The sequence below is a fragment of the Globicatella sulfidifaciens DSM 15739 genome, assembly GCF_900167405.1.
Classification (GTDB): Bacteria; Bacillota; Bacilli; order Lactobacillales; family Aerococcaceae; genus Globicatella; species Globicatella sulfidifaciens.
In genome coordinates this window covers 83,605-99,068 of sequence record NZ_FUWO01000008.1, presented here as the reverse complement: position 1 = coordinate 99,068, position 15,464 = coordinate 83,605, and the positions used below count along the sequence as shown (strand labels likewise).

Here is a 15,464-nt window from a genome sequence, read left to right as displayed (position 1 = left end):
AAAGCACGTGCTTATGACTTAAATGGTGGCGATTTAAAAACTTGGGTAATCAATCAAACCAAAGCAAAAGAAAGAGAAAGAAGAGTAGAAAAATTAGATGGCCGTGTGGGACGGAAATACGCCTGTCAGTATGATTGGAGCGGTAAAGTCGCTATCTTACACTATTCCAATAACACACGGACTCGCCAGGCTTTTGGGACAATCGCTGGTTATTGAAAACCAATAGAGCGAGGCCTTTATTCATAATGACAGCTAGAGGCAATGAAGTGAATGTTTGATAGCGAGCAACGGCATGGTACTGGCGTCTAGCGAGACTGGATTGGCTACAAGGAATGCCTCCCTAAAAACTTCCAGATCGTACCATGCCGATGGAGGATCGTTATCAAGGATAGCAGTTAAAATATGGAATCCATGAAATGGGGTTCAGAGAATTAGTAAAAAGTATGGTAGAGGAAAACCAACAATAATTTGACACTATCAGCTCGCTCCCTTTTCTGTTCTCTCTTTTATCGGCATGTTATAATAAAAGAGCAAAAATAAGAAAAGGGTGTGGTAGTCATGATAGAATTACCAAAACAATTTGATTGTTGCGTCATCGATTTTGAGACCGCAACACATTATAATAATTCAGCCTGTTCCATCGGTATGGCGTTTATTAAAGACCTTGAAATCGTTGAGCGATTTTATAGTTTAATCCAACCACCAGGAAATCGTTATGCTCAATCCAATATTCGCGTGCATGGCATTACCTCGAAAGAGACTGCAACAGCGCCAACTTTTGATGAAGTATGGCCACAAATAGAATCCAAAATTATATCGACGCGTTATATTTCCGCCTATAATAGTCAATTTGATATGGGCGTTCTGCTTGAATCCGCACGATATTACGGCATCGAAGTTCCGGAATTTAAGACATTTGATGCGATGTTTTTTAATCCAAGTTATCGCAATCAAACGATGAAATTAAGTGCCTTAGCTCGTCAGTTTGGCTTTACTTTTGAGGCCCATAATGCGATGGCTGATGCTGAAGTAACCGCAAAAATTTTAATTGAGACGATGAAAGAATATCGTACGGATGATTTTGATGAATTTTTAAAAAGATATCAAATATTTGTCAAACCGATAAGTCGTTTTAATACGACAACGGCGAATCATTTTAAACCGAAGTTTCAAAAATTTAAAAAAGCACTGAAAATTACCGATATTAATCAAGTGCCACCAAAAGAAGAATTCTCTGGCCATTGGTTACAAGATAAAAATGTTGTCTTAACGGGTGAGTTTGAAACTGGAAAAGATGAGTTAATGATGAAAGTGCGCTATCATGGTGCCATTTTAAAATCAACAGTCAGTAAAACGACAGATGTCCTAATTGAAGGATGGCAAGACCCGAAATATCAAGATGAAAATGGTCTGGTTGAAAAACAACGTAAGGCGCGCCAATTAGTGGAAGAGGGTCATCCAATTATGATCCTATCAGAAGCCGATATATTGGAACAAATGTAAGTGAAGTTAATACTCCAATAAAAGAAGGAGATACATTTTATGATAGAATTAAAGCCTTTTAATGAACAAGATTTAAGAATAATTTGGGCAATTGGTTTTAAAGAAGAGTATCCAGAATGGTCGAAATGGAATTCCCCATATTTTGATGAATATCGTTCGTATCAAACCTTCGAAGAATTCAAACAAAGTAAAGTATTTGATTATTTGATGTCTGATACTTGTCGAGGGATTTATTTAGATAGTAAGCCGATTGGGATGGTGTCACGCTATTGGGAAAATAAAATGACACGTTGGTTAGAGATTGGGATTATCATTTATCAATCGAATGGATGGTCAAAAGGGATTGGCTCCATGGCATTAACTCAGTGGGTTACCCAAACATTTACCGATTTTCCTGAAGTACAACGAGTTGGTTTGACGACTTGGTCGGGTAATCAAAGAATGATGCGTGCGGCTAAGAAAATTGGTATGACACAAGAAGCGTGCATTCGAAAAGTAAGATACTTTGAAGGTATCTATTATGATTCAGTCAAATATGGCGTCTTAAGAGATGAATGGGAAAAGCATCACGATGCATTGGGAAGTAGTTTCAAGGAACTAGAGAAGTTTCCCAACATTCGTAGAGCAAAAGTAAAAGATGCGGATGCCATTGCGGAATTAAGTCGTGTTTCATTGGGTTATGAATGTAACAATGAAGAAGTTAAGTCTAAGCTCACAAAATTATGCAATCAAGCAAACCCAATCATTCTTGTATATGTTGCTGCAGAGTCGGAAAAAGTGGTAGGCTTCGTACAAGCAGAACTTTATCAGGCAGTATACTTCGAAGATGGATTAAATATCTTAGGTTTAGCAGTATTACCAGCGTATCAAGGGCGAGGAATTGGTCGGCAATTAATGACAGCCGTTGAATCATTCGCTAAAGCAAATCGATTATCATTCATTCGATTAAATTCTGCAGAATACCGTCATGAAGCGCATGCTTTTTACGAAGGAGTTGGCTACCGTTCGAATAAACTACAAAAAAGATTCATTAAAGAAATTGAGTAGGGGTGGTAGGATGCGATATGTATTATTGTTACGAGGAATCAATGTGGGTGGCAACAATCGCGTGGTTATGAAAGAATTAAAAGAACAATTGACAAAGGTGGGCTTTCAAAATGTGAGTTCCTATATTAATAGTGGCAATCTGTTTTTCGAAACGGAACTTGAGCGAACAGCGATAATGGAACTTCTCAATCAACTTTTTGAAACACATTATTCATTTGACCTTAAGTATTCATTAATTGATGTGAAAAGATACTTAGCAGAATTTAATCAACTTCCAATCTGGTGGCAAGAGAAAATGGCTGGTAAAGACGTCTTGTTTTTTACGGATGAAATTAATCGAGAAGCAGTCATCAGCAAAGTTAGCCAATATCCTTTACATAATGAAAAAGTGCATTTTGGTGAAATAGCCATTTATTGGGGAAAACTAGATGAAGCAGAATTTTTAAAAACGGACTACCATAAGCAATTAGCAAAAGAATCATTTTATAAACAAATTACCATACGCAATGGCAAGACCTATCAAAAATTAAGGAGATTCTTGAAAGTTAGGGGTGAATTAAGATGCAATATATTGAAAATCCCAAAATTGACCTTGATCAATTACTTGATTTGTATAAGTCAGTGGGGTGGACAAGTTATACCGGTCAACCAGAAATGTTGAAGAATGCCTATCGCCATTCGCTCTTTACCTTAGCTGCTTATGATGGTGAGCGACTAATTGGAATAATTCGGGCCGTTGGAGACGGTTATTCTATCCTCTTTATTCAAGATTTATTAATTTTACCGGAATTTCAACGTCAAGGGATAGGAACAAACTTGTTAAATAAAGTCATTGATACGTTTCCTAATGTTTATCAACTTCATTTATTAACGGATAATTCTGAAAAAACGAGAAAATTTTATGAATCTGTTGGCTTTAAAGATGTCAATGATATTCAATGTACTGCCTTCACTTTTGTCGGAAAGGACAAGAAATAGAAAAACATTTATTTTCACGCGTTATTGTCGTTTAAACATCTCGATATTATTATAAACCAGAACGGTCCTCTAAATCCTAGTGTACTGCCCTCCAAAAGTTAGTTTTTGGTCTAACTTTTGGGAGTCACTACATAGTTCGGATTTAGGGGGCTTTTTTGATGCTATTTAAAAAGTGATTTTAATGCTTATTTCCTGAATTTTAAGAAAAGTGAAGAATGCTCCTTGACATTTATTAGTTTATATAGGAAAATATAGGAATTCAAAGTTAGGAAAAAATAGGAAAAAATGAGGAGGAGAAGCCAATATGAATTCCGAACAAAAATATTATACTGGAAAAGAAGTTGCAGAAATGCTGGGAGTGACAACGCGGACGATTCGTAATTATTTAAAAGAGGGCAAATTAAAAGGAACCAAATTCGGTGGGAGGTGGAATTTTACTCAAGAAGACATCGATGATTATATTCAACACGAAGAGCAACAGTACAAATCAGACTCAGAGATTAGTTTTGAGGGAGTTGAACATTTTAATTTAGAAGTCGAACAACATTATGAGAAAGCAGAGTTGCTTGAGCAAGGTATCGAAAAAGTTTTGGCTATTATGAATCAGTTAATAGCTGAAAATCCCAAATATCAATATCGATTTTTTTATAAACAAAGCGGTGTAAATCAAGCCATTTATCATTTCAGAGGTCAATTAATCGGTTTTGGTTTACTGAGTGAACGAATTGTACAAACTTTGAAAGAATAGGTGATGAGAGATGCAATTACTTAAAAATATCGGGCTAAAAATATATTTGATAGTCTTGATTAAAGTACTGATTATTGTCTTATCACGTATTGTTATTCCGTTATTGGTTCCTAACAATCAAAGCCTATTGTCAATGGATACCCGAACCATCTTAATCGTCTTTGGATTAGTCATGTTGAGTTCCTTTATCATTCAATCAGTGCTTACTATTTTATTTGAAAACTGGATGACGCAGTATAAGGTAGAACTTTATTTAGACCAGGTCGCAAATCTACAAAAAATGAGATATGATGCCATTCTCAAACTAGGGACGACTTCAATTGTCAGTCGTTTTTTTGAAATGGTGGATACTATTTACTTTTTTCTTAGTGGTGGGTTAGCAACTTTTTCATTAGCGGCTATATTAATTATTATTTCGCTAGGAATTGCCTGGTGGATTGATATGAACGTTTTCATGGCTTTGTTATGTTTGATTCCAATCAATTTTTTTGGATTTAAAAAAATAAACCAAGAACTATCTAGACGCATGGGATTGTTTCAAAAGACTTTTAGTAATACTCAACAAAATATTATTCAAGCGGTAACCAATGTCGAATTTTTAAAATCAACCGCAAATGAACAATTATTGCGCAAATTGATGACCTCCGATTTAAATCAAGCTTACCAACAACTGGCTGAAACCAATAAATTTGCGGCTATCTCTTCAAATCTTATCGGAATGTTAAATCAATGTGTCCAATACTCTATTTACATTGCGATTACTTTATCAGTGGCAAGAAATCAAAGTTCAATTACCCATTTGTTAACAACGAGTATAGTGCTGCCGACCTTCTTCCAAGCATTGAGAGAATTAAATAGCGCGAATCTTGATTTTTCTACATTGCGCGTTTCTAAAGAGTATATTGAGAATGACATTAAACCATTTGCAGAAATAGAGACAACAGAACAAATCTTGTCCGAAGTCACTCTTGTTGAAATGACAGAGATTAGCTATCAGATTGATGAAACTCACTACAAAATTCCGATTCATCAACATTTCACCAAAGGTGATTGGATTCATATTGCCGGACCTTCAGGTGTGGGGAAAAGTTCACTTGTTAAATTATTATTAGGATTAAGAGACAGTACAGGAATCGAAATCAATCAAATACCACTCAAATTATTAGAAAAAGCCAGTTTAAGAAAAAGAATGGCTTATGTGACACAGGAGATTCCGATTTTTAATAAAACCCTAGAGGAAAATGTTGGTTTAGGACGTCGGTTAGAAACGGAAGAAAAATAAAAAATTGAAGATAGCCAGATATTAAGCACCATTTTGAAAAATAAGGACTGGCAAACGCCAATACTAAATGCAGGTAATAATTTATCGGGTGGAGAAAAGCAACGGATCGCGATTGCACGATTGTTGTTGTCACAGCCTGATATCATCGTTATAGATGAAAGTACAAGTGCGATTGACCATCAAACCTCTGAAGCAATTTATCAACTACTGAAATCAACTTTCAGTGACGCTATCGTTTTTGTAATTACTCATGATCAGACAAAACAAGCATACTGCAATCGTGTCATCAACCTAGGATAATAACCAATCGTTTTTTTGAGATGGAAAATTATCTCAAAAAGCGGTAAACTATTAACAATGCTAAATAGTTTGATGTTAGGAGAAAGATAATGAAAAAAATTACTAATGAAAGTCTCTTTGACTTAAAAAGTGTGGCGAATCCTAAGGTAGCCCAAAACAAAGTTTTCTTTGTTGAAACGTCTATGCGCCAAAAAGAAAATGATTATTTTGGTGAAATCAAAAGTTATGATTTAGATACGAAACAGCTTAAAGTATGGAGTCCAAACAATGTTTCCGTACAAAGTTTTGATATTTCACCCGATCAAACGTTTTTAAGTTTTTCGGCAAAAATTGAAGGCAATGAAAAGTCACAATTATTTTTGATGCCTATGGATGGGGGTAGTCCCGTTCAGTTAACTGCTGAAGAAGCGGATATTATCAGTTATCTTTGGTCTAAGGATAGTCAAACCATTTATTATCAAATTTCCAAAAAAGAGGAAACTGACAGCGATGAGAAAAAGGATGATTCATCTAAAGACTCTCCACAACCAATTCATATTGGAAAAATTACCTATAAAAATGATGGTGCAGGATATGTTAAAACTGATTTAACCTACGCGATTAATAAAGTTTCAGTGGCAACGAAAGCGGTAGAAGAGGTAATCGTGTTGCCTTACTCTGTAAGCTTCGCTGATATTACGAAAGATGAATCACAACTCTTTATTAATATTAATCAAGCCAATGAAGACGAATTGGCATTTGCTAAAGGTGCCATTAAGTGCATCGATTTAAAAGCGAAGAGTATCCAGTCGTTTGAAGCGACTAAGGAATTGCCTTCAGCTGGATTTGCTGCCTTAAATCCAAGTGAAACGCATTACTTATTAGTTACGAATGACTTTACTTATGGTTTTGTAACCCATTCAAAATTATATGTATATGAAGTGGCTACGAAGAAATTAACCAATGTACTGCCAAAATTTGAGTACGATTTAGATGATAGCTTGGTGGCGGATTTCCAACAAGCGGTTCATGGATTCGAATTTAAATGGCTCGATGATAAGCGCTTTATCTTTTCAGCTACTGTAAAAGGTGAAATTCATTTATTTGAGGGTAACCTTAAGGGCGAAGTAGAAGGCAAATTGTCCCAGTCAATGCATCTTACTTCGGGTATCGAAGAGTCTGGACGTTATTATATTACTTATTCTACCCCAACTGTTCCAAGTCGTTTAGCGGTAGTTGAGGCTGACAAACAATTAGAAGATTTATATAATCCGAATGAGCAATTTGAAGCAGAGCATGAGATTGTGAATCCTGAACGATTCTGGTTTAAAGGTTATGATAATTGGGATATTCAAGGTTGGTATTTAGCACCAATCACTGAAGAAAAACAACATCCGGCAATCTTATACGTTCATGGTGGACCTCAAGTCGCTTATGGCGAAAGTTTCTTCCATGAAATGCAAGCTTTAGCACAAGCAGGGTACGGTATCATCATGTTAAATCCTCGGGGAGGAAGTAGCTATAGTCAAGAATTTGTTGCAGCTATTTTAGGTGAATATGGTCATCACGACTATGATGATTTGATGTTAGGGGTTGATTATGTTTTAGCACAACACCCTGAAATCGATCAAGACAGATTATTTGTTGCAGGTGGTAGCTATGGTGGCTTTATGACCAATTGGATTGTCGGCCATACTGATCGCTTTAAAGCTGCGGTTAGTCAACGATCCATTTCTAATTGGATTAGTTTTTATGGGGTTAGTGACATTGGGATGTTCTTTGTCGAGTACCAATTACAACGCGATTTATCAGATGTGGAAGGTCTATGGAAATTATCTCCACTTGCATACGCTCAAAATGTGAAGACACCAATCCGTTTCTTGCATGGACAAAGTGATTTAAGATGTCCTCAAGAACAAGCGGAACAAATGTATATTGCAATGAAAAAAAATGGAGTGGAAACGGACCTAATATTATACCCGCAATCAAGTCATGGATTATCACGTGAAGGTCTTCCTAACTTGAGAATGGAACGCTTAACTCATGTGAAAGAATGGTTTGATCGTTACATATAGAATACTTGTCAATATTTTATACTAAAGCCTATTTACATTGTTATTGACCTTTAGCCATGGAACAAATGGCTCTATAATAAATGGTGTTGGTGGATAAAATAATTATCCATCAACACCATCTATTTTTATTTTAATTGAAAAGGTCAGTGAATTAACTTATTCTATTAATAACCACAAAAACAGAAAGGATGTTATTCACTTGACCTATTCATATTGTATAAAATATTTACTTGAAATAAAAGACCCTAATATCAAATTGACTGAAACATTGACTCAAATTCCCTTAAATCAAAGACCTACTCATAAATTACTTCATGGCATTCTATCCTATGAGGTTAATCATTGCCCTCATTGTAAGTGTCGAAATCGTGCCATTAAATGGGGCTTCAAGCGTGTGCTAGTTCATCTTGGACAGTTTAATTCTCAACCTATTAAGCTTTCGCTTAAAAAGCAACGCTATCGATGCAAGCAATGTGCCCATACCTTTTCTGCTGAAACGACTCTTGTCGACAAACATTGTTCTCTCTCTAACCCCATGAAGTTAGCGATTAAACTCGCACTTCAAGAGATTCGCCCTCAATCCGGTATCGCGAAAGAGTATGGGGTTTCAAGTCCGTCCATTAACCGTATCGCTCGTCAAGCAAGCGAACAACTGAAGCCCTCTCGTCACTGGTTACCTGAACACTTAGCCATTGATGAATTTAAATCGGTTAAATCCGTTGAGAGCGCCATGTCTGCTATCATTATTGATAATCAACATCATCGACTCATTGATATTATCGAAGACCGCAAACAAGTGTCGTTACGTCGCTATTTCCAGCGCTACGACCTCGCTGTACGTAAAAAAGTTAAAACCATTACGATGGATATGTATGAGCCCTATAAAGACTTTTTTCCTCGATTGTTTCCCAATGCCGTCATTATTATTGACCGGTTCCATCTTGTTCAACGACTCAATACGGCTCTTGACCGAATCCGTGTGACTGTGATGAATGAACTTCGCTATAAAGTGCCGACTCATTACACCAAATTAAAGAACCTCTGGAAGTTATTGCTTAAAAATGATTGGGAGTTGGACTTTGAAAAATATGACTCACATCGGTTATTTAGTGGCCTCATCACTGAAAAAGGCATCGTTGATTTTTTACGAAACATCGATCCTCGGATTGAAGTTGTTTATACATGGGTCAATCGATTAAAGGCTCTCTTTAACGACCATGATTATGAGGGGTTTCAAGAGATATTAGCGGAATCTCACTTGTATCAACTGCCGCGTGAATTAAGAAAAGCACTGGACACAATGGAAAAGTATCGAGCTGAAATTAAGAACACGATGTTATATACACTCTCAAATGGACCAATCGAAGGGTTTAATAATAAAATTAAAAACATTAAAAGAAGTGGCTTTGGCTATGCCAATTTTTATAATTTACAAGCACGTAATCGAGTGTCATTTTTATTAACTTATCATATGCCGAAGACGATTAAGCCTGTCATTTATTAAAATGAAAGCAGGACATTAGTAGCATAAAAAAAATCAAGCTACATTTCTGTAACTTGATTTAAAATTCACTGACCAACACCAGTTGTCAAAGAGCCTTTTTCCATGGCTCTTTTTATTTTTTAAACCCCTATATAATCGGTGAAACACCCCTTATAAATAATATCTATTCCAAATCGGAATATACCTATTCTAAAATTGAATTTTACTTCACAAAATACCGGTGGTATGATGAATGTGCAAACAAAAAAGCGCTTATTTTATGCAGTTATCACAAAATTATTTTTGTGAAATAATGAATAAAGGAGAAAAAGTATGTCAGGTAAAATTAAATGGTCTCAGACAATTGCTGGCATTATTCTATTATTAGGATTAATCATCTTAGGAATTTATCTAGGAGGTCAAAAAGCTAATTTACCAATCCAATTGTTTGCTGGAGTGGTATTAGGTTATACCTTAACACGTTCTCGCTTTGGTTTTGCTGGTGGAATTAAACGAATCTATATGCGTGGAGAAGGAAGTTTAACTAAAGCACTTATCGTCTTGGTTGGTATAACAGCGATAATTTTCATGGGTATTCAATGGCAAGCAGCTTCTAATGGTGCGGTTCCTCAATATTTAGCAACCGATGGTCAAGCGTTCATTCCTGGAACACAAAATGTTTATTTCACCAATATCGCAACAATTGTTGGGGGAGTAATCTTTGGAATTGGAATGATGTTGGCTGGTGGATGTGGTTCGGGAACATTAGCGGACTTTGGAGAGGGTCAGGGACGTTCACTCATTGCTTTTATTTTTTTTGTATTATCTGCGGCACCTGGACATTGGGCACGTAAAGTGATCGATAGAACATTCATAGGAAAGTTAGGGGTTCAACTTCATTTACCACAAGTATTTGGCTACTTTGGTGCCTTATTGGTCACCTTTATAGGATTAGGTGTGATTTGGTGGTATACCGTACAAATTGAAAACAAACGAAAAGCACAAGGTTTTTATAAAGATCCTCAAGGTGATTGGGAAGAGTTTGAACACCCCTTAATGTTAGATGGTTCGGAAAAATTCTTTAGTTATGAAACATACCACAAGTTTTTCATTGAAAGATGGAACTTCATGTTAGGGGCATTGGTTCTTGCTTTGGGAGCAATCTTTGTAATGGTGACGATGGGCAAAGCATGGGGGGTTTCAACTCCGTTAGTTACCCTGGACGTTGCGGTATTACAAAAATTAGGCTTTAGTTTTTCAGAAGAAAATTTTGGTTCTCATTTAGAGAAAGTAGAAAAAGGCTTATTGATGGATGGTGGAACAGTTCGAAATATTGGCTTGTTCTTTGGTTGTACGATCTCATTTTTATTGGCTAATCGCTTTAAAATTGATTTTGATTTTTCATTGAAAGACGCCTTATTGTACGCATTAGGTGGCTTAATGTTAGGCTTTGGTTCAAGATTTGCTTTAGGTTGTAATATTGGTGCAATGTACTCTGCTATCAGTAATTTCTCATTATCAGGATGGGTATTCTTGGTGGCGATGTCAGTTGGTGGATTAATGGGATTAAAATATTTCCAAGGGAAAATTAATATTATTCCAATCCCAGATCATTTAAGTAAAGGAGAATAGTAGAATGGAAAACAAAAAAGTTGTCATTGTTGGTGGGGTAGCAGGTGGAGCTTCAGTTGCTGCTCGTGTGCGACGTTTAGATGAGTTTGCGGACATTACGATGTTTGAAAGAGGCCCTTTTGTATCGTTTTCAAATTGCTGTATTCCATTCCATATTAATGGCTTAGTACCAGAAGCGGACAATTTAGTATTAATGACCCCCGAAGAATTTGCAGGGCAATATAATATTAAAGCGGTTGTTAATCATGAGGTTATTTCCATCAATCGTGATAACAAAACTGTAACAGTTAAAAACGTAATGACGGATGAAACATTTGAAGAAAGTTATGATGAGTTAGTATTAGCACCAGGTGCTGATGCTATAATGCCAAAGGCAATCAAAGGAATTGACCGCGAAAATGTCTTCCCGATGAAAACAGTTCCTCATCTAAAATCAATGATGAACTTTATCCAAAATAATAATGTTAAAAATGTAGCGGTTGTCGGTGGCGGATTTATTGGTTTAGAAGTAGCAGAAACATTAAAAGAAGCAGGATATAATGTATCCTTAATTGAAGCACAAAACCAAGTGTTAGCTCCATTAGACCTAGATATGATTCAAATTGTAAACCGTGAATTATTTGATAAAGGAATTCATCTACATTTAGAGGATGCAGTTCAAGAAATTACGGATGCTCACGTATTATTACAATCGGGAGAAAAGGTTGAAGCAGAAGCGGTCGTTATGGCGGCTGGCGTTCGTCCAAATAGCGAATTAGCTGTACAAGCAGGGCTTTCCGTTAATGAACGAGGTTATATTAAAGTGAATCATCATTATCAAACGGATGATGCGCATATTTATGCAGTAGGTGATGTAATTGAAGTGACAGACTTCTTTACAGGTAATCCAACGCAATTAGCTTTAGCGGGTCCAGCGCAACGTCAAGCACGAGCAGCAGCGGACCATATGTATGGACGCACTTATCGAAATACAGGTGTGATTGGTTCATCTTCGATTAAAATTTTTGATTTGAATGTGGCAAATACTGGTTTAAATGAAAAACAATGTCAAGCAATGGGAATTAACTATGATTATAGTTATATTATTCCAAAAGATGGTGTAGGTTTAATGCCAACATCTAATAATATTTTCTTTAAATTATTATTTGCTGTTCCTTCTGGAAAAGTATTAGGTGCGCAAGCAATTGGTAAAGGGAATACAACCAAACGTATTGATGTCATCGCCACAGCTATCATGAATAATGCTAATCTAGAAGACTTAAAAGAATTAGAGTTAACTTACTCGCCGTACTTTAGTACTGCAAAAGATGTTGTCAATCATGCTGCACTAGTAGCTCTAAATATTTTAAATGGTGATTTCAAAAAAGTACCTGTAAGTAAAGTTAGAGAATTAGTAGAAACAGGAGCTTTCATTATTGATGCACGTGAAGAAAATGAGTATGCTTTAAGTCATATTAAAGGGGCTCATAATATACCTTTAAGTCAATTTAGAAATCGTTTAGATGAAATACCTAAGGATCAACCGGTATATATTCACTGCCGCTCAAGTCAACGTTCTTACAATATGGTACGAGCATTAATGCAAAGAGGGTATGACAATGTTTATAATATCGATGGCTCAATGTTAGGGGTAAGTGAACACGAGTATTTCCGTGATCAAGTAGAAAAGCGAGACCCAATTGTTACAGATTACAACTTTAAATAATTAATTTTGTAGACTTGCCAAGAATTATCATAATGGTAATTCTTGGTGTTTTTTTAGGAGGAGAAGGATGAATCATCAAAAAAGCAATCAAATTCTGTTACCTGTTTTAACTTGGGGAATTTTACTATTTATTTGGCTAATTTATTCTTTGTTCTCAGCAGAACAAATGGTAATGATCCCTTCAATTAAAGAGGTTTGGCAATCATTTTTGGATATTGTTAATAATGGTTATGGTACCCATTCATTCATTTTCCATCTTCGTAGTAGTTTTGTACGTTTATTTTTGGCTTTATTTTTTGGTGTGGTGACAGGAGTGCCGCTTGGGTTTATTAGTGGGTATGTACCAATTATTCGTGGAGTGGTGGATTCTCTGATTCAATTTTATCGTCCAATTCCCCCTTTGGCTTATTATCCTTTGTTGATTATTTGGATGGGGATTGGAGATAGATCTAAAATTTTCTTACTATACCTAGCAGCATTTGCCCCTATTTATATTGCGTGTGTTTCGGCGATTGGAAAAATTAGGCATGATTATTTATTAACAGGTCAGTCGCTAGGTGCCAACAAAATCCGAATTTTAAAGAAAATAATTTGGCCAGCTACTTTACCTGAGGTATTTACTGGGTTTAGGACAGCCTTTGGCTTTGCTTATTCGACTCTCGTTGCAGCTGAAATGACAGCTTCTACCTCCGGAATTGGATGGATGGTCATGGATGCTTCGCGTTATTTGAAAAGTGATGTAATGTTTGTGGGAATTATCATTATGGGGTTAACAGGTGTGTTGATTGACCTCGCAATCCTATTTTGTGAGCGACATTTAGTGTTTTGGAAGGGACGGGTATAAATGACTTATCGAAAAAAACAAAAGCTTATACGATGGATGATAATGCTCTTCACGATTATGGGGTTGCTTATATCGATTGTGCATTATTTGCCCGACATTTTTTCTGTTGCTTCAAATCAGGAAAGTCATCTTCCAAAAGAGATTAATATTGGCTATTTACGCGTTCCTAATGATGAGATGATTGCCATTGAGAAGAAATTAATTACTCAACAGTTTGAGCCATTAGGCATAAAGATCAATTTTTTAGTGTTTGATTCTGGAGTGGAAGCTAATAAAGCATTAGCAGCAGCGAATATAGATTTTGCGACCATGGGAATTACAAATGGTGTTGTGGCTCTATCGAAAGGTCTTGATGTTGAACTAATTTGGTTACATGAACTATTAGGAACCAACGAAGCGCTAGTGGTGAAGGAGAATCGTCGTATAAATTCATTTGAAGAACTAAAAGGCAAAACAATCGCGACTACTTTTGCCTCCACTTCTCATTATAGTTTGAAAAAGGCATTAGAGCTTCATGATATGGTAAAAGATGTTACATTATTAGATATGAAAACAATCGATATTGCAGCAGCATGGAAAAGAGATGACGTTGATGCCGCTTATACTTGGGATCCGATTTTGACGACAATCACCGAAGATGGGGGCGAAACACTTCTCAGCTCTAAAGACCTAGTAGAAGAAGGAGTTGTTACTGCAAATGTCATGATTGGACGAAAGGGATTTACTCATCGATATCCTAAATTAACAGCGATGATTTTGAAAGGAATTATGCAGGGATCTGATTACTATCGCGAATCACCTGAACAAGCAGCAGAATTGGTTGCTGCTTCCCTCGAAATCTCACCTGAAATAGCCTTAATGCAAATGTCTGGAACTATTTGGCTGACCACCGATGAATTGTTAAGTAAAGCCTATTTGGGCAACAACTCACTAGAAGGGGATTTCAATCAAGTAATCGCAGAAATTAGTGCATTTTTAAAACAAGAAAAAGAGATAACAAAATTACCATCAGCGGTAGAAATTGCTGATTTTGTAAATGCAAGTTATATCGAAAAAGCACTGGAGGTTGATGAATCATGAGTTCAAATAATGAATTATTGAGACTTGAAAACATGAGTTACCAATATCCAGGTTCTAAAGTGATGATATTGAATAATCTTAATATGAGTTTTAAAAGTGGTGAGTTTATTTGTGTTGTGGGACCTTCAGGATGTGGTAAAAGCACCTTATTGAATATTATTGCCGGCTATCTTGCACCGACAGCTGGGAGTGTAATCTTTAATGGCGATCCAGTCAATGGCCCCTCCTGGCATCGTGGAGTGGTCTTTCAACAACATACTTTATTTCCCTGGTTAAATGTAGCTGAAAATGTAGCTTTTGGATTAGAGTCAAGAGGTGTAGGGAAAAAAGAAATTGAATCTACTGTAACCCAAATATTAGATCGAGTTGAAATGAGTGCAGATCATGATAAATATATTTTTGAAATCTCAGGAGGGATGCAACAAAGGGTGCAATTAGCTAGGGTATTAGCAAATGCGCCTGAAATGGTATTGTTGGATGAGCCATTAGGTGCTTTAGATGCTAGTACCAGAAGTAAAATGCAAAATTTTATCCGTAAACTTTGGTCAGAAACACAGAGTACCTTTCTAATGATTACTCATGATATTGATGAAGCATTAACGCTTGGGACAAGAGTATTGGTTCTGTATAAGAATACTTTAAAGCCTTTTGATGAGATTTCGTTGGATTATACTCACCGTTTGTTATTAGATCAGGAAACACCTGTTTATCTAGATCCACAATATCAGAAGATAAAACGTCAAATACATCAGGCCTTTGATTAAATAAAAGCATTAATAACTCCTATTGGCAACAATAAGCTTGATAG

At 36.2% G+C, this 15,464-nt stretch carries 12 protein-coding genes and 2 pseudogenes; all 14 read left to right on the top strand.

The genetic code is table 11. The features are described 5' to 3' along the window. Positions 1-216: pseudogene (locus B5D12_RS05755) on the top strand (ISLre2 family transposase); the annotation flags it as partial. A 342-nt stretch (positions 217-558) separates the two neighbouring features. Beyond that, positions 559-1,503, top strand: coding sequence for an exonuclease domain-containing protein (locus B5D12_RS05750; protein WP_078755907.1), 945 nt, complete (start codon positions 559-561; stop codon positions 1,501-1,503). A 39-nt stretch (positions 1,504-1,542) separates the two neighbouring features. Further along, a complete protein-coding gene (locus tag B5D12_RS10570; RefSeq protein WP_078755906.1) occupies positions 1,543-2,550 on the top strand; it encodes a GNAT family N-acetyltransferase in 1,008 nt (335 codons plus the stop codon). Positions 2,551-2,560: 10 nt separating this feature from the next. Further along, the gene (locus B5D12_RS05740; RefSeq protein ID WP_078755905.1) at positions 2,561-3,211 is read left to right on the top strand and encodes a DUF1697 domain-containing protein; all 651 of its coding nucleotides are present in this window, start codon (positions 2,561-2,563) and stop codon (positions 3,209-3,211) included. Continuing rightward, positions 3,112-3,528 carry a GNAT family N-acetyltransferase gene (locus B5D12_RS05735; protein WP_078755904.1) on the top strand — a complete coding sequence of 139 codons (417 nt, stop codon included), beginning with the start codon at positions 3,112-3,114 and terminating at the stop codon, positions 3,526-3,528. The genes B5D12_RS05740 and B5D12_RS05735 overlap by 100 nt, the downstream gene beginning before the upstream one ends. A gap of 304 nt (positions 3,529-3,832) precedes the next feature. Beyond that, a complete protein-coding gene (locus B5D12_RS05730) occupies positions 3,833-4,276 on the top strand; it encodes a helix-turn-helix domain-containing protein (RefSeq protein ID WP_078755903.1) in 444 nt (147 codons plus the stop codon). 10 nt (positions 4,277-4,286) lie between these two features. Further along, positions 4,287-5,858: pseudogene (locus B5D12_RS05725) on the top strand (ATP-binding cassette domain-containing protein). An 89-nt stretch (positions 5,859-5,947) separates the two neighbouring features. Further along, positions 5,948-7,912, top strand: coding sequence for a S9 family peptidase (locus tag B5D12_RS05715; RefSeq protein WP_078755900.1), 1,965 nt, complete (start codon positions 5,948-5,950; stop codon positions 7,910-7,912). A gap of 199 nt (positions 7,913-8,111) precedes the next feature. Further along, positions 8,112-9,416: an ISL3 family transposase gene (locus B5D12_RS05710; protein WP_078755899.1), complete on the top strand. Its 1,305-nt coding sequence runs from the start codon at positions 8,112-8,114 to the stop codon at positions 9,414-9,416. A 312-nt stretch (positions 9,417-9,728) separates the two neighbouring features. Beyond that, positions 9,729-11,027, top strand: coding sequence for a YeeE/YedE family protein (locus B5D12_RS05705; protein WP_078755898.1), 1,299 nt, complete (start codon positions 9,729-9,731; stop codon positions 11,025-11,027). A gap of 4 nt (positions 11,028-11,031) precedes the next feature. Next, on the top strand, positions 11,032-12,732 hold the full coding sequence (locus tag B5D12_RS05700; RefSeq protein WP_078755897.1) for an FAD-dependent oxidoreductase: 1,701 nt from the start codon (positions 11,032-11,034) through the stop codon (positions 12,730-12,732). 67 nt (positions 12,733-12,799) lie between these two features. After that, a complete protein-coding gene (locus B5D12_RS05695; RefSeq protein ID WP_078755896.1) occupies positions 12,800-13,576 on the top strand; it encodes an ABC transporter permease in 777 nt (258 codons plus the stop codon). Next, positions 13,577-14,656: a taurine ABC transporter substrate-binding protein gene (locus B5D12_RS05690; RefSeq protein WP_078755895.1), complete on the top strand. Its 1,080-nt coding sequence runs from the start codon at positions 13,577-13,579 to the stop codon at positions 14,654-14,656. Beyond that, positions 14,653-15,420, top strand: coding sequence for an ABC transporter ATP-binding protein (locus tag B5D12_RS05685; protein WP_078755894.1), 768 nt, complete (start codon positions 14,653-14,655; stop codon positions 15,418-15,420). The genes B5D12_RS05690 and B5D12_RS05685 overlap by 4 nt, the downstream gene beginning before the upstream one ends. Positions 15,421-15,464 lie beyond the last annotated feature (44 nt).